Origin of the sequence: Blautia sp. MSK18_10 (assembly GCF_020553185.1) — a bacterium.
GTDB classification, from domain to species: domain Bacteria; phylum Bacillota; class Clostridia; order Lachnospirales; family Lachnospiraceae; genus Blautia_A; species Blautia_A wexlerae.
In genome coordinates, this window is sequence record NZ_JAJCGT010000006.1 from 1 (window position 1) to 26,100 (window position 26,100).

19 protein-coding genes are annotated in these 26,100 nt (G+C 40.7%); 2 read left to right on the plus strand and 17 right to left on the minus strand.

Going from position 1 to position 26,100, the window contains the following annotated elements:
* The first annotated feature begins 215 nt into the window (after positions 1-215).
* On the plus strand, positions 216-488 hold the full coding sequence (locus tag LI074_RS04390) for a hypothetical protein (protein WP_008705009.1): 273 nt from the start codon (positions 216-218) through the stop codon (positions 486-488).
* Between the two features lie 99 nt (positions 489-587).
* Here the strand turns inward: LI074_RS04390 and LI074_RS04395 are convergent, their stop codons facing one another.
* The 5 genes from LI074_RS04395 to LI074_RS04415 all read right to left on the minus strand — a co-directional run bounded on the left by LI074_RS04395 (position 588) and on the right by LI074_RS04415 (position 6,781).
* Positions 588-1,184 carry a hypothetical protein gene (locus tag LI074_RS04395; RefSeq protein ID WP_226824608.1) on the minus strand — a complete coding sequence of 199 codons (597 nt, stop codon included), beginning with the start codon at positions 1,182-1,184 and terminating at the stop codon, positions 588-590.
* A gap of 148 nt (positions 1,185-1,332) precedes the next feature.
* Complete coding sequence (locus tag LI074_RS04400) at positions 1,333-2,703, minus strand: UDP-N-acetylmuramoyl-tripeptide--D-alanyl-D-alanine ligase (RefSeq protein WP_173698116.1); 1,371 nt, start codon at positions 2,701-2,703, stop codon at positions 1,333-1,335.
* A gap of 85 nt (positions 2,704-2,788) precedes the next feature.
* Positions 2,789-3,841 (minus strand): D-alanine--D-alanine ligase family protein, encoded by a 1,053-nt coding sequence (locus LI074_RS04405; protein WP_008705012.1) that lies wholly within the window; start codon positions 3,839-3,841, stop codon positions 2,789-2,791.
* A 12-nt stretch (positions 3,842-3,853) separates the two neighbouring features.
* Positions 3,854-5,233 (minus strand): L,D-transpeptidase family protein, encoded by a 1,380-nt coding sequence (locus LI074_RS04410; protein WP_173698117.1) that lies wholly within the window; start codon positions 5,231-5,233, stop codon positions 3,854-3,856.
* A 258-nt stretch (positions 5,234-5,491) separates the two neighbouring features.
* Entirely contained in the window at positions 5,492-6,781 is a 1,290-nt protein-coding gene (locus LI074_RS04415) for a hypothetical protein (protein ID WP_022380885.1), read from the minus strand.
* Between the two features lie 511 nt (positions 6,782-7,292).
* Here LI074_RS04415 and LI074_RS04420 point away from each other — a divergent pair.
* Entirely contained in the window at positions 7,293-7,439 is a 147-nt protein-coding gene (locus LI074_RS04420; RefSeq protein WP_008705017.1) for a hypothetical protein, read from the plus strand.
* Here the strand turns inward: LI074_RS04420 and LI074_RS04425 are convergent.
* From LI074_RS04425 to LI074_RS04480, 12 genes are all read right to left on the minus strand, one after another.
* Positions 7,424-8,752, minus strand: a complete 1,329-nt coding sequence (locus LI074_RS04425; RefSeq protein ID WP_167343394.1) for a phosphodiester glycosidase family protein — start codon at positions 8,750-8,752, stop codon at positions 7,424-7,426. The genes LI074_RS04420 and LI074_RS04425 overlap by 16 nt on opposite strands.
* A 62-nt stretch (positions 8,753-8,814) precedes the next feature.
* Positions 8,815-9,750 carry a DUF2971 domain-containing protein gene (locus LI074_RS04430; protein ID WP_062808332.1) on the minus strand — a complete coding sequence of 312 codons (936 nt, stop codon included), beginning with the start codon at positions 9,748-9,750 and terminating at the stop codon, positions 8,815-8,817.
* Between the two features lie 152 nt (positions 9,751-9,902).
* Positions 9,903-14,312: an Ig-like domain-containing protein gene (locus LI074_RS04435; RefSeq protein WP_173698118.1), complete on the minus strand. Its 4,410-nt coding sequence runs from the start codon at positions 14,310-14,312 to the stop codon at positions 9,903-9,905.
* Between the two features lie 347 nt (positions 14,313-14,659).
* Positions 14,660-14,845, minus strand: a complete 186-nt coding sequence (locus tag LI074_RS04440) for a hypothetical protein (protein WP_173698119.1) — start codon at positions 14,843-14,845, stop codon at positions 14,660-14,662.
* Positions 14,846-14,962: 117 nt separating this feature from the next.
* Positions 14,963-15,826 carry a YitT family protein gene (locus LI074_RS04445; RefSeq protein WP_020993175.1) on the minus strand — a complete coding sequence of 288 codons (864 nt, stop codon included), beginning with the start codon at positions 15,824-15,826 and terminating at the stop codon, positions 14,963-14,965.
* A 127-nt stretch (positions 15,827-15,953) separates the two neighbouring features.
* Positions 15,954-16,811, minus strand: coding sequence for a class I SAM-dependent methyltransferase (locus LI074_RS04450; protein ID WP_008705027.1), 858 nt, complete (start codon positions 16,809-16,811; stop codon positions 15,954-15,956).
* Between the two features lie 668 nt (positions 16,812-17,479).
* Positions 17,480-18,502: an ABC transporter permease subunit gene (locus LI074_RS04455; protein WP_008705029.1), complete on the minus strand. Its 1,023-nt coding sequence runs from the start codon at positions 18,500-18,502 to the stop codon at positions 17,480-17,482.
* On the minus strand, positions 18,502-19,557 hold the full coding sequence (locus tag LI074_RS04460) for an ABC transporter permease (protein ID WP_008705030.1): 1,056 nt from the start codon (positions 19,555-19,557) through the stop codon (positions 18,502-18,504). The genes LI074_RS04455 and LI074_RS04460 overlap by 1 nt, the downstream gene beginning before the upstream one ends.
* Positions 19,557-21,077, minus strand: coding sequence for a sugar ABC transporter ATP-binding protein (locus LI074_RS04465; protein WP_008705031.1), 1,521 nt, complete (start codon positions 21,075-21,077; stop codon positions 19,557-19,559). The genes LI074_RS04460 and LI074_RS04465 overlap by 1 nt, the downstream gene beginning before the upstream one ends.
* Before the next feature lie 189 nt (positions 21,078-21,266).
* Positions 21,267-22,325: an ABC transporter substrate-binding protein gene (locus LI074_RS04470; RefSeq protein WP_008705032.1), complete on the minus strand. Its 1,059-nt coding sequence runs from the start codon at positions 22,323-22,325 to the stop codon at positions 21,267-21,269.
* A gap of 403 nt (positions 22,326-22,728) precedes the next feature.
* Positions 22,729-24,180: a sensor histidine kinase gene (locus LI074_RS04475; protein WP_055053796.1), complete on the minus strand. Its 1,452-nt coding sequence runs from the start codon at positions 24,178-24,180 to the stop codon at positions 22,729-22,731.
* A gap of 3 nt (positions 24,181-24,183) precedes the next feature.
* Positions 24,184-25,830: a response regulator gene (locus tag LI074_RS04480; RefSeq protein ID WP_025577760.1), complete on the minus strand. Its 1,647-nt coding sequence runs from the start codon at positions 25,828-25,830 to the stop codon at positions 24,184-24,186.
* Positions 25,831-26,100 lie beyond the last annotated feature (270 nt).

The window sequence follows — 26,100 nt, forward strand, 5'->3', positions numbered from 1 at the left end:
AGACATACAAGCCAAAATTCCATTGCCGCAGGCAATCTGGAATGAATTTTGGCTATGTTACTGAGAACGGAGTGAACAGTAACATTTTAGTTACTACAAGCAGTAGCATTTTTTTACTTTCTTTACTTTCCTACCAAAATCCGCTATACTGGGAATCACTTAGAAAATGAGATTTCTGCCGCCTGTGGCAGTTCTGACAGGGAGGTATTACCGATATGTTCCGTTTATGGGGAAAATTATGGAAAGATAATCATTTACTGAAAGATACTGTAATCTGCGATGACTCCGAAGATACGCGGACCCACAAGATTTTTCGTGGTCTGGAAAGTATCTGTTATGAAATGGATCTGGGAAACCCAATCTGGCTGGAATCTACAGTCAGACATTTTAAGAAACATGGAAAAGCCAGATTTTATCAGGATAATTTTATAGAGCAGATTGATTTTGATTATCTGGAGATTCAGGTAATTGAAGAGGATGACGAATAATAAATTATTCTGTCTTAAAATGTGTACAGGATCAGAAACTTTACATTGCCATATTGTTTCTGATCCTGTGTATCTCATTTGCAGTGAATTTTCATGTCTTTATTTCATAAATTCTCTTATGATTTCTCTCATAATCTCATCTTCCTCGGGTGTAAGCATTCCGCTGAAATGGCTTCCTGCTGCTGCAGTCTGGCGGATACTGTCCGCAATATGTTCAACGATTTCCTCTTTTGCAGCTTCGTCAGCCTTCTCCGGCACCGGCACTTCTTCTACCCATGTGCGGGCATGTTCCACATAATCAGAAAAAGAATTCATCAGAAGTTCTTCTCTGTATGTAAAATCCAGCGCCTGTCTCAGCAAAAGCAATGCTGTCGGAATGATCGCAGCCACATAAAGATATGCCAGCGGCATTCCGTCCCATCGTACATCTTTGGAATACAGGAAAAAAGCCAGTCCAAGAAAAGCGATACAGAAAAGTGACGGATACCAGACAAACCGGTTCATACGGTTCAACAGCCTGTCTCTTGTTTTCCAAAGATTTGTCCATTTCTCTTTGAGGTTTGATTTAACCTCTGTATTTTTTCTGATCATTCTTCGGTAGGTAAGATGTGTGGTCAGCATCCCCAGTGCTCCCAGTCCGCCCATTAACATCATGGCATACAGCAGGAAATGCAGTTCCATAACTTTCTCCAGCATAACATCCTCCTCACTTGAACAGATAAGACTATCTGCTTCGCTGCCTGCTCATAAACTGACAGGATTATTATACTGCTGTTTCCGGTATCATGGAACTAAAATCGCTCATCAAATTCTCTCATAAAAAGACAAAAATGTCTCGAAGTGTTTACATATTTTCCAGTTTCGTAACTACCTCTTCAAACTTCATAAAATGGGAAGCTTTCACAAGAATAGTGTCACCATCCTGTACATAACCTTCCAGATGCTCCAGCAGACTTTCTCTGTCCGGCTCATAGATTACTTTCAGGTCCGGATTTGTCCGCTGTGCTCTCTCTGCCATATTTCTGCACAGTTTACCTGTACAGATAAGAACATCAATATCACATTTTCCGGCATGCTCTCCTACCTCCTCATGAAGCTGAACTTCATTCTCTCCAAGTTCACCCATATCGCCAAGGACTGCTATTCTGCGTCCTGCACCATCCTGCAGAACATCCAGAGAGGCTTTCATGGACATGGGATTTGCATTATAGCAGTCATCTACGATCAGAAATTTATCTGTTTCGATCATTCTGAAACGACCGCTGATCGGCTCCAGGCTCTCGATTCCGGCTTTGATCTGCTCAGTTGTAAGTCCATAAATATTTCCAACTGCTGCTGCTGCCAGCGCATTATATACCATATGGCGCCCCGGCATCGGGATATCAACTGTAAATGCAGTATCCCCCAGATGAATGGTACAGGTCATTCCCTTTAAACCTCTGCTTACAATCTTATCACCGTAAACCTGACATTCATTACTCATTCCGAAAAATACAGGTTTTATCTTTTCATATTCTTTTACTGTGATAAGCTTGTCATCATCGCCATTCAATACAATATGTCCCTCCGGTCTGAGGAATTTAAAAATCTCTGTCTTTGCTTTCAGAACACCATTTCTGTCTCCCAGATTCTCCAGATGGCAGGTACCGATATTCGTGATCACGCAGGTGTCCGGTCTTGCAATCTGCGCAAGTCTGGTCATCTCACCGAAATCACTGATCCCCATTTCCAGAACTGCAATTTCATCTCCATCACGCAGACGGAAAACTGTGAGAGGCAGACCAAGTTCATTGTTAAAGTTGCCCTGTGTTTTCAGAGTATGGTATTTCTGGTCCAGAACAGATGCGATCACTTCTTTTGTACTTGTCTTACCAACACTTCCTGTAATTCCCACAACCGGGATCTGAAGCTGCTTTAAATAAAACTCTGCAATATCTTTCACTGCCTGAAGAGAAGATTCTACTGCGATATAAGGAAAATCAGAGTTATCAAGCACCCGTTCCGACAAGGTTGCCAGCGCCCCTGCTTCCATTACCTGTGGGATAAATTTATGGGCATCTACACGTTCCCCCACAATAGGTATAAACAGACATCCTTCTTCTGCTTTTCTGCTGTCTGTGATAACAGACATTACTTCTTCCTGTAATTTATCAGCCGGACCATAATAAGTACCGCCGCATACGCGAGCGATATTTTCAAGAGTTAAGTTTTTCATAATATTTTTTATATCTTCTTTCCTGTTATAGCAATTCTCTTAATAATGCATCTATAACACTTCTATAAATTACTGCAGACACGCTCTATAGTGTGAAATCCTGCGTCGGATATTTTTTCATGGAAACTTCAATCAGTTTCTCACATAAAGTCGGATAGTCGATTCCCAGAACTTTTGCCTCCTGCGGAATCAGACTGGTTGGTGTCATTCCGGGAAGAGTATTTGCTTCCAGACAATACATATCTCCATTCTCCTTCATCATGAAATCAAGACGGCAGTATCCTTCCATAAACAGAGCTTTGGCTCCTGCTTCCGCATAATGCTGCATTTTCTCTGTGAGTTCCGGTGAAATTTCGGCAGGACAGGTCTCAATCGTAGAGCCGGCCTGATATTTATTCTTATAATCATAGAATCCCTGAAGCGGAGCAATTTCGATGATCGGATAAGCTTTTCCGTCCACAACCGCTACTGAAAATTCACGTCCTTTTATATATTCTTCGACCACGACTTCATTTTCATAAGAATAAGCGTCTTTGAGAGCCTGCTCATATTCGGCCTGATCATTCACAATATAAACACCTACACTGGAACCGCCACAGCAGGTTTTTACAACTACAGGAAATTCCATTCCAAGTGCTTTCAGATCTGTGGTCATTTCTTCTTTTACCATAGACACTCCCCGCGGTGTTGGTACATTATTCATCAAGAACATCTGCTTGGTGATTCCCTTATCCATTGCCAGGGCACTGCTTAAATATCCGGTTCCTGTATATTTGATTCCCATCAGGTCAAATGTTGCCTGTACTTTTCCATCTTCTCCGTTCGCACCATGAAGTCCCAGGAAAACAATGTCAGCCGCCTCGCAGAGTTTCAGCACGTTTGGTCCGAAGAAGCTTCTTCTCTCTTTTTTCATCTGTTCAATCCTGTCGTTAAATGCTGACATATATTCTGATGCTGCGTCCACATCATACTCTGACGGAAACGGATTCTCCCGGTCCACATTCTCAATGCCGCAAAAAATATCCACAAGAATCGCCTGATGTCCTTTCTGTCGTAATGCCTTACATATTCCTGTTCCTGATGTAATGGAGACAGTACGTTCTGTACTTGTTCCCCCCGCTAATACTACAATCTTCATCATTTTTCTCCTTTATTCATAAATAACAATCGGTGTGTTCTTCTCAACATTGCTGAAAATGATCTGCACCTGATCGGATGGTGCACAGATGCTTCCATGTGTGCCTTCAAATTCATAAAGCTGTCCTCCGAAATCCATTCTCCATGGAGCATCACTGATCCCCAGATTTCCATCGAATGGGATCCAGTAATTTACAGCAGAAGGATAGTCCTCTCCGTTCACTGTACATCCGTTCTTCATTTCACCTGTTGTATAACATCCCACAGGAGTTGCACAGTTGGGCACGAATGGATTTCCGGATACGATCTGCGCATCCGCAGTCGGCGTTCCATCTTTATAGAATACCATTCTCTGGGCCGTCAGGTCAATCTCTATATACGTATATCCGATATCATTTGTTTTCCTGACCAGACCTTCATGGGAATAAACAGGTTCTCTGACCTGGGTTTCTCCGTTTTTTATCAGTTCTGTAAGTTCTTTCAGCTCCGCTTTCTGATCGATCTGCCAGCCATAATTCCCTCCGCTGACAGTAATCTCACGACCATCATATGTATTAAATGTTCTCTCTGTTCCAACCGTATCATATTTAGCCGCCAGTTCACTGATATATGCTTCTATCTGTTTTTTGTCAAGTGTATAAAGACCGTTTTCATCTGTTGTGAGCCAGTTTTTGATCATATCTCTGTCTACTGTCTCTGTGCAATCGTCAAAATCATAGGTTATCACTACATCCGTAAGTTTGTTTATCAGGTCACAATTCTTCGTCAAAGTTTCATCACTCTGATAAACTTTCGGTTCTTTGTAGCATCCATCTGCTTCCAGATCAACCGGCGTTCGTCCTGTGACAAGAGCATCTATAATATCCTGACTTGTTTTTTCTGGTTTCAGTGCAGTTCCCTCCTGCTCAGGAACAATTACAAACTTATCGTCTTTCTCTTCTATATGAGCATCCGAAGGCTCTGTCATATTCTCCTGTTGCATACATTTCAGTTCGGAAATGACAGCCTCTGTCTTCTGCTCATCATATTTAATGGAGGAGGACACCTCATAATTCCTGTGCTGATTAAAAGCAAGAAACCATGTAAAACGATTCTGATTTCTGATCAGTTTATCAACACTTCCATCTGAGTCATAGGAAAGTCCCGCCTGTTTTGCTGTGATACTTTCCTGTCCGTTATTTCTGGTGTCAATAGTAAGAACATATGCTCCCACCTTCTGCGTAAGCAATTCTTCTGACTGGGATACTGTCATATAGGAACAGTTGAATCCGTTTACCATTGATCCCGGTAAGAAATGCTCTGTGAAATAGTATACACCATATCCATATACTCCGGCAGTCAGCAGGAGCAAGATTATGATCAGGGTGATCATGATTTTCTTTCTGCTGCTCACGACATCCTCTCCTTTCTTTTTTATAAACAGCAACCGCCCGGCAAGAAATTATGCCGGGCAGTTTTATTATCACATTATTTATCCAGAAAGTAAATACGATTATTCTCTTTTATGCGTTTTCCAGTAGTGTTACTGTTCACTCCGTTCACAGTAACACGCTTCGCGATGCACAGAATTTATGCTAATTGCATAAATTCGCGCGGTATGTCTCGGGTTTTCTGTGATCTTCGCTCACAAAAAACACCTCGCGGGATATTATCAGCGAACAGTAGCCAGTAGTTTCTCTACACTTGTAAGTTTAACACAGAGTACGAACACTTCTGCTGCTTTTCCAAGATCCTCAGGAGTCGGGAAGCTTGGCGCAATACGGATATTGGAGTCTTTCGGATCTTTTCCATATGGATAAGTTGCGCCTGCTCCTGTAAGTACAACACCTGCTTCTTTTGCCTTGGCAACAATAGCTTTTGCACATCCTTCCATTGAATCAAAGGAAATGAAGTATCCACCATGTGGTTTTGTCCACTCGCCGATTCCAAGACCGCCAAGTTCTCTGTCCAGTGTGTTAAGGACCATTTCAAATTTCGGACGGAGAATTGCCGCATGTTTTCTCATGTGTTCATGAAGACCGTCGATATTTTTGAAGAATTTTACATGACGTAACTGGTTTAATTTGTCATGTCCGATTGTCTGGATCTGCATGTAGCTGCGGAAATCTTCCAGGTTTGCTTTGGAAGCTGCAACTGCTGCAATACCGGAACCCGGGAAGCTGACTTTTGATGTTGATGTAAATTTATATACAAGATCAGGATTTCCTGCTTTTGCACATGCTTCAAGGATTTCTACAAGGAAGTCCTGATTGTCATCATAGAGATGATGAATGCTGTATGCGTTATCCCAGTAGATACGGAAATCAGGTGCTGCTGGTTTCAGATGCGCAAAGCGCTCTACTGTTTCTGCTGAATAAGTATATCCCTGTGGGTTGGAGTATTTCGGCACACACCAGATTCCTTTGATGGATGCGTCTTCACTGACAAGCTTCTCTACCATATCCATGTCCGGTCCCTGTGGTGTCATTGGCACGTTGATCATTTCGATTCCGAAGAATTCTGTGATCTTGAAATGGCGGTCATATCCCGGTACAGGACAGAGGAATTTTACCTTATCAAGTTTGCACCATGGGGTATTTCCCATTACACCCTGTGTCATAGAACGTGCAATGCTGTCAAACATAACGTTTAAGCTTGAGTTTCCGTAGATGATGATGTGGTCCGGATCTACCTCGGACATTTCTCCAAGGAGGCGTTTAGCTTCCGGGATTCCGTCGATAACACCGTAGTTACGGCAGTCTACTCCTGTTTCGCACTTGAGGTCTGAATCGCTGCTTAATACGTTCATTAATCCCATTGAGAGATCGAGCTGATCTGCTGACGGTTTTCCACGTGACATATCGAGAGCTAAGCCCTTTGCTTTGATATCTGCGTATTCTTTATCCAGCTGTGCTTTGAGTGTAAGCAGTTCTTCTTTGCTCATGTCGCTGTATTTTTTCATAATATTCCTCCTTGTTCTGCCATGGAAGGATGTCCCTTTTTCCGTATAGGGCAATCATTTGTTTTTCCTACGGCAACAGTTTTTTTGCTTTTTACATTTTAGTATGGTAAAGTAGGGTTGTCAAGTGTTTTTATGGAATTGTTAATATTTTACCAAAACAATCGTTACTGTTCCCTCTGTTCTCAGTAACGTAACCCAAATTCATTCTGGATTGCCGTAACATCTTTCTCTGATACTTATAACAAGCCTCGTAAATAATTAGCCAAAAAGCAAGTCGAAATCCCTCGAAAGTTTCGGCTTGCTTTTTTGAGTGTGACAGCGTATATTTAAATCAGTTAACAGATCTTTTAACTGTCTTAATTGTTCTTGTCAGGTCATCCTGATATCTTTTTATTACTCCTTATACAACATCCATTTTTATCCAAGTCAGTGAATGAGACAAGTCAGGCGGATAAAATCATCTGCTTCGCTGCTCAGTTCATAACCGAATGACTGTGAAAGGAGGTCATCCATGTCTATGTTTATCCACGCAATTATCGTAATCCTGCTTGCTGTGCTGGCTATGGGGATTGGGCTGCTGATTCTTGTGTGCTGGGCTTTGGCAGCATGTGCAAGCAGACGGGATTCTTATCTGGAAAAGGATTATCGGGTGAAATAAAGGAAGTCTGCGCATGGACGCTGAGTATTGCCGATAAGTTTATTCATTACTTTTCCATTAAAGTACAGGGTTGCAGAACCGCCTCCATCCAGGTTGTAAGCATAAGTACAGCCGTAGGATTTGAAAATATTCACCATATCCCAGTGATTAAGACCATTATAGCTGCCGGTATCTGTTACAAGGAGTACATAATCGTTGGGCTTTACCATTCCTACCGCTGTGCGTGGATAATATTTTTCTGTTTCAGCCCATGGAAGCTGGGCTTCGCCATCTTTAATAAGAACCGGACCAAAATTATATGTATCTTTTACACCGGCTGCAAGAAGATTTTTTCCCATAAGTCCCTGTGCCGGAGTATAAATAGTTCCATCTTTCTTTACTGCCATGACTGAATAACTGGTCATGTAATCACCATAGATAATCCCGTTTTTGATGCACATGCCAAGGGGGGATGGTTTTCCTGTACCATAGTCGAAAGCACTGCCGTTTACTCCGATAATGCCTCCATTTGAGGATACTGCATCAGAAGTTGTCTGTCGGGATCCGCCATAAGTTCCGTTGGAGAGGGCGGATTTCAGCTGTTTGGCATTGGATGTCTTTATATGCGCTACCCAGTAGGAAATTCCATGGACTGATTTGCGTTTAAGTTTAATATTAAGAGTGCTGCTTTTGTATTCGTAAGTATTGCCGCTTTGAGTAACTGTTGGTTTAGTATTTGTCGGTTTAGTATCTGAAGATTTTACACGCTGCCCTTTGCTGTTTACATAATATTTACCTATCCAGGTATTTTTTGCCATCACTCCTGTTTTCTTGCTGAAATAGTAATAATATTTTCCTATCTTCTGCCAGCCCTTTGCCATGGTGGAATTGCTGAGGAAATAGTATTTTTTTCCATCCTGAGTAAGCCACTGCCTGGCAATTGCCACGCCGGATTTATTAAAGTAGTAGGTATATTTATCTCCTGTAGCCCAGCGATTACGGAACATGGCACCATTTTTACGATTATAATAGTATTTGTTGCCGGAACGTTTCATCCACCCGGTGAAACGTTTGCCGTTGGCAATACTGTAGTAATAATAACCTTTATATTTAAAAGAACCGCAGATCAGACGCCCCTTTGAATTATAAAAATAGTAATCTCCGTTTATTTTCTGCCATCCTGTTTTCTTCGATGTGATGCTGACGGAGGTTCTGTCCTGTTTTACATATGTAGCTGCATTTACGGTAACTGCACGCATACTGATGCCTGCTGTCAGAAATAATGCCAGTATCAGAAATACCGCCACTTTTCTGAATGGTAATTTTCTTTTCATGTCTTTCATCTGCCTTTCCATGATGTCTGATATGCCCATATAAGGGAATTGCTATAAATATATTACCGATATGTCCCCTGCGATTTCTTTACCCGACAATTCGACAGACCGAGCGTTGTCAGATAATATTCCATGTCTCTCTCTGACATCAGACACTTTGGCCCTATAACGAGTTCCTTTATCAGCTGGTCAAGGCAATCTGAAAAATCAAAATCCACATAAGATATCAGCTGACTTTCTTTTACATAATAGGAATAGTTATATAAACGTGCACCGAGAGAAAGTTCAACTTCTCTTCCCATCAGAAACTGTTTCGGCGAAAACTCGCACAATCGGATTTCGCTTTCCTCTCTGAAAAACGGATTTTTCATGTAAACAGATTCCTGAAATAATTTCAAAAACTTTTTCTCAAAACAGTTCATGACTTTATCCAGTACTTCTATTTCATAATCCTGCTTTTCCTCAATGCTTTCCCGACATTGTTCTTCTTTCTGTAATATCTTCTCGATTTCATCAACCAATTCATGCACTATCTGATGTACAACTTCTCTCTGCTCTGTTTCAGAATAACTGATCTTATGTAATGACACAATTGACGGCTTTGAAATCTCCGGAGAAACCGTTACAACTTCTTTTAATACATCCAGGTCAAATCCGATGGCAGCTCCGCGCCCGTCATCCGCATATCCCCGCCACTGACTAAGCAGATCATTCTGATACGAAAAACAGGTTACATAATATCTGAAGTCTGCATGATTTTCATTGAAAAATTCATCTGTAAACAGTTTCACATATCCCATCAATCTCTCTGATGAAATCTTTGATCTGAATAAATCTGAAGCATTTTCATAAGCTCTTTTAAATTCTGCGTCATAATACCTGCAGATCCAGCTGATCTCCATGGAATCATTGGATTTCAGAATATTTGTCAGACGGAGGGAACGATTTTTCAAAATAGAATTCAATGATTCTAAACTGCAATAGTGATATACGATCATATTTTTTCTTCTCCTGGCTATATAATAAACCCATTATACCACTAATAACAGGCAATTTGTAAGTTCAAGATAACTATATAATATCAGTTATACTCTCAGGCTGAGAAAAAATATTGCGCATCAGCCATAAAACTGATGCGCAATATTAAAATTTATTTCACTGTTACTGTGATTGCTTTGTATACACCATTCTGAGCATATACCCATACAGTACAGCTTCCTTTTCCAATTGCCTTAATCATACCCTTTGCTGTTACTGTTGCTACATTAGGGTTACTGCTCTCATAGCAAAGCTTTCTGTGATGCTTGATTTTCTTGTCTTTCTTTAATTCCGCTGCTGTGATCTGAGCAGTCTTGCCCTTCTTCAAAATTACTTCTGTAACATTCTTCTTATTTCCAATCTTTGTAACGGAAACTGCTTTTGCTACGCCGTAATTTCCCCCTTTAGTTACTGCATGTACTGATACGGAAGTATCTGTGATTACTTTCTTTCCATCCACCAGTTTATACGCTTTTACAATATATTTATAGTAAGTTGCTTTTTTCAGCTTAGTATGTGTCCATGTCCTGGTCTTACCATTTGTAATTGTAGCAAGTTTTTTATATTTATAAGCTTTTCCATTACCATTACACTGACTGCCATAAACAATATATCCATCTGCACCACTGAGTCTGCTCCATTCTACCTTTATGGAATTATTAGTCTGAGTTACAGAACGTGCTTTCAGATTTCCATATCCTGTTATTGCATTTACAGCAGGCTTCTCTGGAATCTTCACAGTAATTGTTACTGATTCACTGAGTTTGCCATCTTCTGTTGTTGCTGTAATAATTGCTTTTCCATTACCTGCAGCTGTCACTTTTCCATCAACATCTACAGTGGCAACTCTTTCATCACTGGATTTCCAGATTAACTTATCGTATGCGTTATCCGGCTCTATCTTTGCTGTAATCTGCAGAGTCTCACCAACTTTTGTAAGTGTTTTATTTTCTGCTGTAAGCGTCAGCTTCTCAGGTGCAATCTTTACTGTGATAGCTGCTGTTGCACTGTGCTTTCCATCTGCTGATGTTGCTGTGATGGTTGCTGTTCCGTTGGCAACTGCTGTTACTTTGCCATCTTTATCTACTGTTGCAACTTTTTCATCACTGGATTTCCATGTGATTGTTTTATTGTCTGCATAAGATGGCTTCACTGTCGCTGTAAGCTGTAAAGTTTCACCCACTTTTGTCAGATCTGCTTTGTCCTGTGATAAGGTTACATCTGTTACTGGATAGCTCGGTGTACCTGGATAGCTTGGGGATGAAGTGCTGGCTTTTACATCTATGTATGCTACTGCATAAGTGGAGAATAAACTGGTATCAAAATTTAAATAATCACCATTGCGTGTTGCATCTAAACGTGTTATATTTCCGCCATGATCACGAATTACATAAAATTTTCTGTCAAATCCTGTTGGAACATTCCGTGCTTCTTTTGAGAGTTCCAGTCCAACTGTGATATCTCTTTTTGTATCCTTAATTTCTCTTGGTGCAGCAGAATTAATACTCATGAGCAGAGATACATCATAATACTCTATCTTTGACAACTTCGGAGTCTCGGACATATTACTTATGATTTTATTCAATTCCGCATCTATTTTTTCTTTCGAAGTAACCTTTTCTTCAGAAATAGCATTTACTTTCGGAGATATTAAAACATCAGTGCTGCTGTTTGCATTATTATAAATGTCTGCCTCTTCTTCATTCAAAATATTTTCAACAAGATTATTATCTACCCCTGCAATTATTGTTTTAGGTGCATTTGATTCAATGTTTGTCTCTACCAAAACACGGTTATTTTTTTTATCTGGTTTATTTAGCCAAATTGTCTTTGTCTCTGTAAATTCTTTTCCTTCTACCTCAACCGACGCTGTATAAACAAGACTTAAACTACCATTTGTTCCCATCGCAGTAGTATAAAACACACTACATGTTTTCTCTACCGTATAATCTTCACAACGGCTACAATAAAAAACAGCTCTTGCATTATATTTAGGGATATCACCATAGGTTTCCATTGTCCCAATAATTTCACCCGGCACTATTTCCCATACAAACTGAGGATTCTTTTCAAAATCAGTATCATGTCCATCTTTTGTACCCGTTGTGATTTTATAGACAGTTTTATTTCCAGCCATGTCCTCAGCAATAATGGTATGGCTTGATTCTGTTTCATTTTTGTCAATGATATAGCTTCCATTTTTATCCGGCTTAACAATATTTTCATCTACAGTTACAGATTTCAGCAGAACGTCATCTGTAACTTCAAAACTAACGCCACTGCAATATTTCTTCTCATTAGTAATACCTGTAATTCTCGGTGCAGCATTATCTACAATAATTCCATCAGAAGAAACATATGCAACACTTCCAGCTTCATCTACGATTTTTACATAAACTACGTATCTATTGCCTGGATTCAGGTTAAATGTATTGCCTGTTAACTCTGTCCATTTGCTATCCTCAAGAGCATCCAAGTCATCATCGGACAGCTTCTCTTCACTTGGTGTAAGAAAATACGATACTTTCTTTATATTGTATTTATCTGACCCCGATTCAGCATTAACAGTAACTGTTGTACTGTCTTCATATGCACGTTCAGAAGTAAATGTAATATTTTTCACAGAAGAATTATCTTTCCACTCATCGCTTCTTACAGAAATACTTCCCTTCGGAGCCGGATATACGGTCTCATGATATTCCTGAGATACTTTCACATTGATATCACCATCATATGGTCCTGCAAAAATATATACAGTATCGCCCTCATTTAATGAAAGTCCTCCATTACCCTTATAATAGAAATCATATGATCGGCGTTTAATCTCGCCTGTATTACTTTCTACCAACATAGTTGGCTCTATATTAGCTTTGTCACCAACTAACTTTCCAGCAATTTCAAATACATATTCCCCACTCTGAGAAGCATTAAACTGAAACGTATTACAGTTATTGAAATTTCGGGCAATTTCTTTTGCCTCATCATCAAGCGTTACTTTAGGAATTGTTCCTTTTACTTCACTTAAAGGGCCTATTGAAATCGGGAAATCCAAACTTGCGGATGGATTTTTTGAAAAATAGTAATGAAAGTAAGGAGTACCTTTCTCACCAACCTTTATATCTTTTTTCAATACTCCAAGTTCATCACTTTTCTCATTCCAGGAAATCACTTCATCTTTGTTATTTTCATATGTAACCTTGACTTTTACCCCAAAGTCCTTAATTTCAATATCCTGAATGTTATTTTGCGTAGGTTTAGTAAACTCAGTAAACCATTCAACACTTTTTACAGTATTTTCGATTGGAGATATAACTAATTTAGACGACTCATCCTCTAATGCTTCTTCTGTTTCAAGAATCATATAATAAGTCTTTCCAGCCTCCATGTTAAAACCTTCCGCATTTTTGAATGACTTTTTGTCCCAATTTCCATCTGCATCCTTAGTATTAACATATAGTTGACCGGAAATATTTCCATAATCTGCCAAATATACAGCATTCGTTGATGGTGTAATCATAAAACCATAATTATAACGGCATTTGCCAGAACGATAGTTATTTATATATGCCGCTTTATCAAAACTTACCTTGAAAATACCATCATCTTCAATAGTTTCATTAGCTCCAAAAAGATCGGCAAATGATTTTAATTGAACAGTATAAGGTCCACTTACAACTTCATTATCTGCTCTGCAGAAAAAATAATATGTACACTCACCAGGTTTTGTTGGACGAGAAAGATTCAAGTTTCCAGATTCCTCATTCCACATAAACTCCCCATTAGAATCCTTGTAGACAACCTCAATCGATCCATATCCATCAATATAACGAGAGTATTTTTCTTCTATTTTTTTTCCATCTTTTAAAGTAGCAGTAACCGGTATTTCAAAAGGAATTTCAAAGTCTAAAACGGGTTCTGCAGGAAGAACAGAAGGTAATTTTTCAGTATTATCAATAGAAATACTTTCTATTGCCGGTACTTTACTTACAATAAGCTTAGTACCAACAGCCACATCCCTTATAGGATAAGCTTTCCCATTACCTGTTTTTATCGTATAATATCCATTTGCCTGAACTCCGTATCTGTCTCCAAGCATCATAACAAAAGTATCATTTTCTTTTTCAGTTGATATACGATAAGTAGCTTCTTCTGTTGGTGCAAAAATAAGATTTGTTCCGGCCTCTACAGTGTAAGTTCCCACTTCATCCATTATCTTCTGTCCTTTGGGTGAATTTTCCTCTACACCATTTGTCTGTTCTCCTGCCGAAAAGACCTCCTCTGAATCTTCCGACGTAAAAGAGTCCTCATTTTCTTCACCCGCAGATACTATCGACTGGGTGTCCTGTTCATTCTGCTGCAGTGAATCAGTCTCATCCTCAGACATTTCGACAGATTCTGTGTTCCCACTGTTATCAGAGAACAGATCTGCTGATTCTGAAGCCCATGTCAGGTTTACCGGACTAACCGCCATAGCAGCAGCTAAAGTCCACGCCAGAACTTTACTTAACTTCTTCTTTGCCATATTCCTTTCCTCCTATAGAATTTTGACACTATAATTATTGTGTTACAATAATGTATGTAACTGTTTTTATAGTACCCCCCCCCACAAGGGTATTGTCAAGGAAATTATATGTTTGGAAACACCTTATTTTCCGCTTAAAATCAAGTATTTCAGCCACTCATTTTAAGACTTCCTGATTCAGTAGATTTTCGTGGAAAAGTGTCTGTAAAACGCCATGAAAAAGTATCACATATTTAAGTCATTTTCTGACAGCATGACAAAAGCCGCTGCATATCATATCCCACAGCGGCTTTGTCCTGTCTGCCATATCTGATGATCTGACATCAGGTCTTTCATTAATATTGAGGTTAATAGTTATATGCTCCCTCATAAGCATTGCACCTGTCTAATTTCCGCGACTGGTCCTGACAGGAACTGCATCTGTCGCAGAACTCCTGCTCATAACAGGTGGAACAGGCGCATGTCCTGCAGGCTTTGCGGTCATAGCCTGAAGTATTGCTGTGAGGAAGTGTGCTTTCTGCTGCATTACCCATATATATCACCCTCCTTGTGTGCCGGTTACTGTTCATCCAATTTTAAGTACAAACTCCATGAACGAACAGATTCCTTATATCCTGTATTATACGCTCACAGAAAGGGAATACAAGTAATTAATAATCTGTTTTCTGGTAAAATCTTCCGTTTATGTAATCGGTTTTGATAATATTTACAAAAGCCTTCGGATCGATCTCATGTACCTTCTTTACCAGATATTTTGCTTCTTCTGTAGAGACTACAGAATAGATCATACTGGTCTTCTCGTCTGTGTAACATCCGGTACCTTCAAAACGTGTCGCCGTATGATTGGTAAGTTTGAAAATCTCCTCATAAATCTGATACGGCTCCTTCGTGATAATGAACAGCGTATGCTTCTTATATCTCTGATGTAGCATCTGAATCACCTGAGTAGAAGTAAACTGGAAGATAATAGAGTAAAGCGCTCTGTCCCATCCAAAGAGCAAACCTGCCACTGTCAGGATCACTGCATTTCCACACAGGATATAATTCCAGATATCCCTGCCATTTTTCTCGGAAAAATAAATCGCAATAAAGTCCGTTCCACCTGTACTGGTATTACCGATCAGACATAGACTGATGCAGAAGCCATTGATCAGACCACCAAAGATACTGATCAACAATGTGTCATAAGTAATCGGCTGACTGGGAATTATATCCGTAAGCAGACCGGAAAGCACGATCACACAGACAGAACTTATGGTAAATTTCTTTCCAATAAACTTCAGACCAATAAATACAGGAATAGAGTTCAGTAGTACATTGATCAGCGTATATGGAACTGCAATCCCCATAAATGTCTGAAAAATGTTCTGGATCAGCAGAGTAAGTCCTGTAAATCCTCCCGGAAAAAGACCGCCTGCACGAACAAATGTCTTAATATTCAACGCCATGATCGTTGCAGCCAGAACCGCACAGCCGTAACGCTTGGCTTCATGTTTTAAATTAAGTTCCTTCATAATCACGTTTCCTCCCCTCTACTACTTAGCGCGTGTTTGAAAAATCATTTTCGCAACCTCAGCAAGAGCTTTACCTGATTCAGCTAAAAAGCAGATTTCCGTCAATAACAAACAAAAGGAAACTAATTTACGCTTCCCATCTTCCTGAAGCGCCACAAGGCAGAACCAGCCCGTTAGAGCTTACCGGAAGCCCGATTTCCTGAGAGTCCACATGTCCGCCAAACTTCTTAAGCTCAGTAGAAAGCATATAAGTAAGAACTGCAGGTGCCAGACCTGTTGTATAGGAATTGATCAGGAAAAACAGAGGCTCATCACTGAGGATTTTGGTACACAGCTTAATCAGATCATGAATACAGTCCTCTATCTTCCAGATTTCCCCCTTCGGTCCACGTCCATAAGAAGGCGGATCCATAATGATCGCATCATAATGATTCCCTCTGCGGATCTCACGCTCAACAAACTTCACACAGTCATCCACCAGCCAGCGGATCGGAGCATCTCCCAGACCGGAAGCAACCGCATTCTCCTTTGCCCAGGTAACCATACCCTTAGAAGCATCCACATGAGTAACAGAAGCTCCCGCAGCCGCTGCCGCCAGAGTCGCACCACCTGTATATGCAAAAAGATTCAACACCTTCACCGGACGTCCCGCATTGCGGATCTTATTGCCAAACCAGTCCCAATTCACCGCCTGCTCCGGAAAAAGCCCGGTATGCTTAAAACTAAAAGGTTTCAAATTAAAGGTAAGTCCCTTATAATGAATATCCCACTGCTCGGGCAGATCAAAAAACTCCCATTCACCGCCGCCCTTCTTACTTCTGTGATAATGCCCGTTCATATGCTTCCAGCCCTTATTCACCTTCGGCGTATCCCATATAACCTGCGGATCCGGCCTCACCAGAAGATAATCCCCCCAACGCTCCAGCTTCTCCCCACAGGAAGTATCAATAACCTCATAATCTTTCCATCCATCTGCAATCCACATTGTATAATAATCCTCCTAAAATAAACGCATAATAAGTTACGATTGTACTACATATCCAACCATTAGTAAAGCCACATTTCTCACATAATTTCAATAATATCAAGATCAAAATCCCCTTTAACCTTAACATCATTCATTGCTTAAAGTATAAAATAAAACTCCCCCCATGGCAAGCAAACCATCATAATTCACAGTTATAAACAAATAAAGCATTACTGTTCACTCCGTTCTCAATAACACGCTTCGCGATGCACAGAATTTATGCTACTCGCATAAATTCGCGCGGTATGTCTCGGGCTTTCTATAACCTTCGCTACCTGCCCATAACCCCATATCTTCTCCACCGTTTATCAGAAACTTACTTCGCTCCAAATCATTGCCAGTACCCAGCGCGAAACAGCCTCTCTCTGTGGGTGAATCTGGAGGGGGCTTAGTAACTCTTAGGCGGAGAAAATCCGCGTTATGAAGAAAAACAGCAACCTGTCTGAGCGAAGTTTGCAACGGAGCGAGTTTTGCGTTTTTCTTCATGCTTTTAGCGGATTTCCTCCACCTTAGAGTTACTTAGCCCCCGGAACTGAACCCACAGAGAGATGCTGTTTCGCGCGTCCCTCTACAAAAAAACAAGCCAAGACTCCCAAAAGTCTCAGCTTGTTTCATAATACAACCACTTATTTCGCTTTCTTCTTCATAGAAGCCACAACAGACTGAATAACAATAAAGAAACAAAGCAACGCAGAAAGAATAATTCTTGTCCACCAGCTTGACAAAGTACCCTGAGTAGTAATCAAACTGGAAATCGTACCCTTAATCAATACACCAAACAAAGTACCAATCGGAGTACCAACACCACCTGAAAGAAGCGTACCACCAATAACCGCTGATGAAATTGCATCCATCTCAAGACCCTTTGCCTGCTCAACGAAACCTGCACAACTGTTCAAACAGAACAGGAAGCCACCAAGGCCTGCAAGAAAACCATCCAGAACATAAGCATTAAAAATAGTTTTCTTAACATTCAGACCCATCATTAATGCACTCTGACGGCTACCGCCGATCGCATAAAGCTTACGTCCAAACTTACGATATTTCAGAAGAACCGCGATCAGAATTACAACAATCAGAGCAATCACAACTGTCGGCGGAATATAAGCCGGAATAAATTTACCCTTCTTACTGGTTGAACCAAAAGGCATATAGAAACGGTAATTTGCCCATTTCAGGAATAACTCATTCTTGATAGAAATCATATCAGTACTGATGATAGCTGTCAGACCACGTCCGAAGAACATACCTGCCAGAGTAACGATGAATGGCTGGATATCCAGATAAGCTACCAGGAATCCCTGAACAATACCAAAAGCAACACCAATAAGCAGTGCAACTAAAACTGCTGCATATGCGTTCACACCTTTGTTCTCCATAAGGTCTGCAAGAACCATACATACAAGTGCAGTAACAGAACCTACGGAAATATCAATACCACCGGTGATCATAACGATTGTAAGACCACACGCAATAACCAGAAGACCCGCATTAGATACAAACAGGTTCAGAAACATCTGAGGTTTTGCAAAACCTTTATCAGCAAAAACAATCATACCTGCAACATACATTACTACAAATAATGCGATTGTGATCAGAAGCAGGAAGCCATTTCCCGTTATTTTCTTTTTCTGTACATTTGCTTTCATTACTTCTGACCTCCTTCTGCTGCCACACTTCTTTTAGCCTTTAAGTTGGCAATATATTTCTTAAATACATCACTCTGCAGTGTAACGATGATAACAACTACGATTGCCTTATAAACAGGAAGCTGGTCTGCTTTTACGTTCATCGCATAGAGTGTTGTGGTCAGAGCCTGAATAGTGTAGGCACCGATTACGGAACCGATCAGGCTGAATTTACCACCACCAAGGAAGTTTCCGCCAAGCGCAACTGCAAGGATGGCATCCATTTCCAGGTTAAGACCAATGTTGTTTGCATCTGCAGAGTAGATACGGCTGGATGCCACAATACCGGCAATACCAGCCAGTACACCACAGATAACATAGGTAAGGAATTTAATCATCGTAGAATTTAATCCCACAAGACGAGCTGCCTTTCCATTGATACCAACACTTTCAATGTAAAGCCCAAGAGCAGTCTTCTTCAAAATCAGGTACACAATAACAACTGTAATGATTGCAAAGAAAATAGGTGTAGGAATCGGGCATTTTCCAATATATCCACCAGCCATCTTAAAGGAATCCACACGAATATAAGTAATCTGTCCGTTTGTGATCAGCTGAGCAATACCACGACCGGCTGTGTAAAGGATCAGAGTTGCAACCATTGGCTGAATATTCAGCTTGGAAACCAGAAATCCATTAAATGCACCACATAATGCAGATGCAAGAAGTGCTGCGATAACAGCCAGGATCACAGGATTCTGGTAATCATTTACAGAAACCTGTCCGCCGGAAAGAATCTGACAGCAGACAGCCGCTGCAACTGCCATGATCGCACCAACACTGATATCCTGTCCACCGGAAGCTGCTGTTACCAGTGTCATACCGATTGCAAGGATAACCAACTCTGAAGCACGGTTAATAACATCAACAATGTAACCATAGAGTACACCGTTTCGGATTGATACATTAAAGAAATCCGGTGTTCTGATCACATTCAGCAAAAGTACTGCGATCAGACACACAATAGGAAGAAACAGACGTGCACTTGTTATTTTCTTTAATTTACTCTTATTCATTATTTATCGTCACCTCCGGCAATAGCTTTCATAACTCCGCTCTGGGAAAGTTCATCCTCTTCCAGCTCCCCTACCTTCTGGCCATCACGAAGAACTGCCATACGAGAGCAGGTGCGGAGCATTTCCTCAACCTCTGAGGAGATAAATGTAACTGCCATTCCCTGATCCGCAAGATCAAGAACCAGTTTCTGAATCTCTGTCTTAGTACCGATATCAATACCTCTGGTCGGCTCATCCAGAATCAGATAATCCGGATTAGTCAGAAGCCATCTTCCAAGGATAACCTTCTGCTGGTTACCACCGGACAGACTCTTAATCGGAGTTTCACGACTTGCTGTCTTAATCTGCAGTAATTTAATATACTTATCAGCAGCATCCTCCATTTCTTTCTTGCTTAATGGATGGAACATACCGCGTTTAGCCTGGAGCGCTATAATAATATTTTCTCTTACAGAAAGATCTGCAATAATACCTTCTGCCTTTCTGTCTTCCGGAAGATATGCCATACCAAGTTTCATGGCATCCAGCGGAGTATTGATCTTTACTTCTTTTCCCTTTACTTTTAAAGTTCCTGTATCAGCTTTATCCGCACCATAAATTGCACGAACCAATTCAGAACGTCCGGAACCCAGAAGTCCGGTAAGACCAATAACCTCACCTTTATTGATGGTAATATCAAACGGTTTGATCGTTCCCTTATGAGATAATCCTTTTGCCTCGATTACAGGTTCTGCATCTGTGATTCTCTTGTCTTTATGATCGCCTTTAATATCTGCAAGATCATCAAAATCCTTACCCATCATCTTGGCAACCAGCATTACTCTCGGAAGATCTTTCGTCTCATATTCCCCAACAAGTTCACCATTACGAAGAACTGTAATCCTGTCGCAGACTGCATATACCTGCTCAAGGAAATGCGTAACAAAGATAATACCTACACCTTCGTCACGAAGTCTTCTCATAAGTACAAACAGCTTTTCAACTTCATCATCATCCAGTGAAGATGTCGGTTCATCGAGAATCAGTACCTGGCACTTCATGTCCACTGCACGGGCAATTGCGATCATCTGCTGAATCGCAATGGAACATTCATCCAGCATCTGTGTTGGCGGCACATGAATGTCCAGGCTCTCAAGAAGTTTTCCTGAGCGCTCATTCATCTGCTTCCAATCAATCATTCCCATCTTTCTCGGTTCTCTGCCAATAAAAAGGTTCTCAGCTACAGTCAGGTTGGGACAAAGGTTTACCTCCTGATATACTGTACTGATACCATTTGCCTGCGCTTCCTGAGGCGAGTGGTTAATAATGGCATTACTGTTTCCAGCCATATGAATTGTTCCACTTTCAAATTCATGTACACCGGTCAGCACCTTAATCAGTGTTGATTTACCTGCACCATTCTCCCCCATCAGTGCGTGGATTTCGCCCTTTCGAAGGGTAAAGTCCACATGGGAAAGGGCACGGACTCCTGTAAAGTTTTTGCTGATATCACGCATTTCCAATACTACATTTTGTTCCATATTCTTTCCACCTGCTTTCTAAACTGGTTTACCCCTCATTTACTGAAAAGCTTCAGTAAAGCGGGTATCTGTAAATCATTTCGGCATAAAGAGAGCGTGATTCATAAATCCGGGTTTCTCCGAATTATGAACCACGCTCCGGATTGTTTATATTTCTTCTATTACACGTCTATTATATGTTGTCAAAAATTAGTATGCACGTCCGTCAATAATTTCCTGTGTGATAGGTGTTACGTCATATTCGCCCTCTTCATCAAGACTGTTTACAGCTTTAACTTTATCAACTGTATCATCTGTAGCAAAGATTTCTTCATCTACATAGTTCAGTTTTTCAACTTCTTCACCAGCTTCAAGAGCTTTGATCAGTTCTTCTGCACGTGGTCCGTGTAATGGGTTACACTCAACATCGCATGCAATCTTGCCGGCTAATGTATCTGTTAAACCAGCATTTGTTGTATCAAAAGACATAACCATGATTTCACCGTTTGCGATATCAGATCCTACTGTTTTACCAGCTGCTTCGATAGCATCGATAGCACCGAATGCTTCGTTATCGTTCTCGCAGTATACAACATTAATATTGTCATACTGTTTCAGCATGGACTCCATAACTTCCTGTCCTTTAGCCTGTGTGAATTCACCGGACTGCTGAGCAAGTAAGTTCCATCCATAGTTGTCAACACCTTCTTCAAGGCCTTTAGAACGTCCAATCTGAGCTGTAGATCCGATTGTACCCTGGATATCAACGATGTTAACATCTTTTGCATCGATTCCCTTAGCTGTTGTGTATGCATTCAGCCATTCAGCTGCTTTTCTTCCTTCGAGTAAGGAGTCAGTTCCGATCCATGTTGTATATAAGCTGTCATCAGATACATCAACCATACGGTCTACGATGATTACAGGAATATCAGCATCTTTAGCTTCCTGAAGAACTGTATCCCAACCTGTCTCTGTTACAGGAGCTAAAAGAATGTAATCAACTTCCTGCTGGATGAAGTTACGGATTGCTGTTAACTGGTTTTCCTGTTTCTGCTGTGCATCGTCGAAGATTAATTCATATCCGTTCTCTTCGCTGAATGTGGATTTCATGGATTCTGTATTAGCTGTACGCCAGTCAGATTCAGCACCTACCTGTGAGAAACCAACTGTGATTGTGTCGTCCGCTGCTGCTACACCCACTGCCGGAACAACGCTCATACCGCATACCATTGTTGCTGTTAATAAAGCTGACACGATTTTTTTCTTCATTTTGTAAATCCTCCCGATTCATTTAAGATGTCTTTATTATAGTAAAAATCCAGGAAAATTCCATAGAATATTTTCCGCAAAAAGTTTATTCTTCTATCATATTTTGTTCATAATTTATACAAAGTTTATTTTTTTATTGCGGAAGTTGGATTTTTTATTGTGCATTATAAATACAGAAATAAATTATCAACTTTCTTTTATATTCACTTTGCACAATCCAGCATTAGTCGACATAATTCATACATTCCATTATTTGGCAGACCTTCGTAAGTCTCTATCAGCAGGCCATAAAACTGTTATTGGATATGAATAAACAATAAAATAATTGACTTTATCCACCTGAATACATAACAAAAGCTGCATATCTGTTAAGATTCTTAACTTCATGCAGCTTTTTCTTTGTTTATCTTGAATTGTTATCCAGGTTAATTTTTTTCGCCATATACACTTCCATAACCGTACCTTCTCCCTCTGTAGAAGAAATCTTCAGTCCATAACCCGGACCATAATAAAGTACAATTCTCTCTGACACCGCAGCAAGTCCGAACCCGGCACGTTCACCGGTGCGGATGGCTTCCTGTACTTCATAAAGACGTTCCGGTGTCATTCCCTGACCATTGTCAGTCACTCTCAGCATCATATCATCTCCCAGATTGAATCCTTCAATAAGAATCTTACCTTTTCCACGCTTATTCTTAATTCCATGATAAAGAGCATTCTCCGCTAACGGCTGCAAAGTAAGCTTCGGCACCATCACTTCATCCAGTTCCGGCGGAATATTAATCTCAAATTCCATAATATCCCTGTATCTTGACTGCTGAATCTCCAGATAACTCAATGTGTGGCGTTTCTCTTCCGACAGCGGAATGATATCCTTCCCCTTCGAAAGCGAAGTGCGGAAAAAAACAGACAGACTTGTGATCATATCCACTGCATCCTGCTGCATACCACCTTCCACCAGCCACACAATAGTGTCCAGTGTATTATACAGAAAATGCGGATTTACCTGTGCCTGGATCAGCTGCAGCTCCGTCATATGCTGTACCTCCTGCTCCTTACGCACATTCTCAAGAAGCCCTTCAATCCTTCCTGCCATCTTTCTGGTACCGGCATCAAGCTCCTGGATTTCAACACTGTCGGCAGATACTACATTAATAGTTTTGTACTCTCCTTTTCCAACCTTCTTAATATTATGGAGAATTTCAGAAATCGGTTTGGTAATGCTGTATGTCAGACGGAAAGAACGCCGCAACAGAATAGCCGTAGCAACCAAAATCGCCGCACACATAGTGATGATCGTCAGACGTACATTTCCAGCCAGTTGAGACTCTATCTGCACCAGTTCCGTCGCCTCCTGATAAATATAATTCTGCATTTCTTTCTCAAAGAGCGTGGTCAGGATTTCTGTATTATTTGCCACAAATTCCTGTCGTTCCTGATAATTCTTTATCTCAAGAAGCTGATTCATCCGTTTCTTAAGATTCTCCAGATAGTTAGTCAGATATTTCAGAGAACGCAGGCTTTCCTTCTTTGATGTGGTTTTCTTCAGACTCTCCACAGTACTGATTGCCTTGTCTACCTGCTCTGTCGGCAGCCCGTCCTTACCTTTTCGCCCGATAGTCACATAATAGATATCCATATCCACTTCATCTTTAAAGCTCATATCATTATTGGAATTTCTATAGTTTGCATTATATTCCGAACTCACCGCCAGATTATTAGACAACTGATTATATTCATTTGTATAATGCCAGAAAAAAACAAGAAGCACTATGATCAGAATTGTCATAGGGATCATAGTGCTCAGAAGCATCCACTTCATCTTTGTTTCCAGCTTCTCCTGTTTCTGCTTCATGAATCAGACTTCTCCTCTCGTCTTACGATACTCACTCGGAGTCATTCCCTGAGTTTTCTTAAAAAGATAGCTGAAGTAATGCGCATCCTTATATCCCACTTCCCCTGCAATCTCACTGGAACGTTTGGAAGTACAGCGAAGCAGCTCCTTTGCCTTGTCCATACGAAGCGAAGTCAGATACTCAATAAATGTCTGTCCCATATTCTGACTGAAAAGCGCACTGAAATGATTGGCACTCACATTCGCCGCATGCGCCACTCTATTCAGAGAAATCTCTTCATCCATATAATGTCCATCTATAAAATCTATTGCCTGCTTCAACACACTTCTGTTCTGACTGCCTGCATTTTCATCACGGATTGCAATGGCCCGTTTCAAGACTTCCTCTGCATATGCAACAGAAGCTTCTGTAGACTGGCTTGTCTTCTTCACAACATCATCTGTCTCTTCTCTGGACAATTCCGTATCATCATATCCAATTTTCTTAAGAAATGACAGTACAGAAAAACGCACATTCAAAACCACATAATTACGGAACACCAGTGATTTCATCGGTTCCCTGCCAATAGCATGGAAATAATCATGGACAAAACTGTCTACTTCATCTTCCAGACCACTGCTTAAAAATTTCTGAAGGATTTCCGGATTCAGGGCATTGATATTCACATTCTTAAGCTGAACAGCTTCTGTTTTTGAAGTGTCTGCTGAATTCTCCTTTACCTGCTCAAGCATATTGTAATAAAGAATATGCCCGTCATACAGATAACGGAATGCATAAGTTCTTGCAGCCGTGTGATAACTCTGCTTAATTCTGCTCAGACGGTCTGCCTCCTCGCCGACTGCCACAAACCAGTCCACATTTGCTCTGGTTTCTTCCATGATCTTCTGAATTGTTTCCACACATTCGCATGTATTCTTCTTTATCGTATCTCGCTGCCCCTTGACCAGAATCGCATAACTGAACACCTGATGTCTGAAAAGCATCGCAACCGGATGACTGAGGAAATAATTCTCAATCTTCTTATGTACTTCTGCCTCCCAGTCTGAATATCCTTCCGACGAATTACAACTGCTGTCTGAAGCATCCGGTGTAAAAATCAGAATATTATAAGCCTCTGCCACAATATCAAGATTCAAACGATCTGCTCTCCGATAAATCTCTTCCAGATCAAAGTCCGCTCTCACCAGAGATTCAAAGAAATCACGGCTCGCATTCCTCTCATACTCCTGCATCTCCAGTTTGAATTTCTCATAATATTCCTTCTGCGTCTTCTCATGTTCATAACGATTATGAATCTCCTCCAAACGCTCAATAAATGCATTCTTAGTAATTGGTTTCAGCAGATAATCCTCCACACCAATATTGATTGCCTGCTTCGCATAGTTAAAGTCATCATAGCCACTAAGAATCACAATCTTAATGTCCGGCAACTCCTTCTTCACCAATTTACATAATGTCAGACCATCCATAAACGGCATCTTAATATCAGTGATCAGAAGATCCGGTTTGCTCTTTAATATCAACGGCAGTGCCATCTCCCCATCAGATGCTTCTCCTGCCAGTTCAAATCCATACTGCTCCCAGGGAATCATCTTCTTAATCATCTCCCTGATCACAACTTCATCCTCTACTAAAAAAGTTTTTAACATCCCTACCACTCTCTCATACTAAAAAATCTACAGCCATCCTCTTAAATACATTATTTACGAGAACTTCTACATATCCATCATACAGGTTAACACCATAACTTTAATACATGTCGCATACTCAGGCAAGTTATTTTTTAAATGCTTCATGCCCTTAGCAGATTTTCCCAGCCTTAGAGTTACTTATCCCCCGGAACTGAACCCGAAAAGAGATGCGGCTTCGCGCGTCCCCTTTCAAAGACGAGAAAGTTCCCCATCCGGACAGGGGATGAC

What these genes read in the sequence shown, in the direction of transcription:
- LI074_RS04390 (WP_008705009.1), top strand. Translation starts at nt 216, where the DNA reads ATGTTCCGTTTATGGGGAAAATTATGGAAAGATAATCATTTACTGAAA.
- LI074_RS04395 (WP_226824608.1), bottom strand. Translation starts at nt 1,184, where the DNA reads ATGCTGGAGAAAGTTATGGAACTGCATTTCCTGCTGTATGCCATGATG.
- LI074_RS04400 (WP_173698116.1), bottom strand. Translation starts at nt 2,703, where the DNA reads ATGAAAAACTTAACTCTTGAAAATATCGCTCGCGTATGCGGCGGTACT.
- LI074_RS04405 (WP_008705012.1), bottom strand. Translation starts at nt 3,841, where the DNA reads ATGAAGATTGTAGTATTAGCGGGGGGAACAAGTACAGAACGTACTGTC.
- LI074_RS04415 (WP_022380885.1), bottom strand. Translation starts at nt 6,781, where the DNA reads ATGAAAAAATACAGCGACATGAGCAAAGAAGAACTGCTTACACTCAAA.
- LI074_RS04420 (WP_008705017.1), top strand. Translation starts at nt 7,293, where the DNA reads ATGTCTATGTTTATCCACGCAATTATCGTAATCCTGCTTGCTGTGCTG.
- LI074_RS04425 (WP_167343394.1), bottom strand. Translation starts at nt 8,752, where the DNA reads ATGAAAAGAAAATTACCATTCAGAAAAGTGGCGGTATTTCTGATACTG.
- LI074_RS04430 (WP_062808332.1), bottom strand. Translation starts at nt 9,750, where the DNA reads ATGATCGTATATCACTATTGCAGTTTAGAATCATTGAATTCTATTTTG.
- LI074_RS04435 (WP_173698118.1), bottom strand. Translation starts at nt 14,312, where the DNA reads ATGGCAAAGAAGAAGTTAAGTAAAGTTCTGGCGTGGACTTTAGCTGCT.
- LI074_RS04440 (WP_173698119.1), bottom strand. Translation starts at nt 14,845, where the DNA reads ATGGGTAATGCAGCAGAAAGCACACTTCCTCACAGCAATACTTCAGGC.
- LI074_RS04445 (WP_020993175.1), bottom strand. Translation starts at nt 15,826, where the DNA reads ATGAAGGAACTTAATTTAAAACATGAAGCCAAGCGTTACGGCTGTGCG.
- LI074_RS04450 (WP_008705027.1), bottom strand. Translation starts at nt 16,811, where the DNA reads ATGTGGATTGCAGATGGATGGAAAGATTATGAGGTTATTGATACTTCC.
- LI074_RS04455 (WP_008705029.1), bottom strand. Translation starts at nt 18,502, where the DNA reads ATGAAAGCAAATGTACAGAAAAAGAAAATAACGGGAAATGGCTTCCTG.
- LI074_RS04460 (WP_008705030.1), bottom strand. Translation starts at nt 19,557, where the DNA reads ATGAATAAGAGTAAATTAAAGAAAATAACAAGTGCACGTCTGTTTCTT.
- LI074_RS04465 (WP_008705031.1), bottom strand. Translation starts at nt 21,077, where the DNA reads ATGGAACAAAATGTAGTATTGGAAATGCGTGATATCAGCAAAAACTTT.
- LI074_RS04470 (WP_008705032.1), bottom strand. Translation starts at nt 22,325, where the DNA reads ATGAAGAAAAAAATCGTGTCAGCTTTATTAACAGCAACAATGGTATGC.
- LI074_RS04475 (WP_055053796.1), bottom strand. Translation starts at nt 24,180, where the DNA reads ATGAAGCAGAAACAGGAGAAGCTGGAAACAAAGATGAAGTGGATGCTT.
- LI074_RS04480 (WP_025577760.1), bottom strand. Translation starts at nt 25,830, where the DNA reads ATGTTAAAAACTTTTTTAGTAGAGGATGAAGTTGTGATCAGGGAGATG.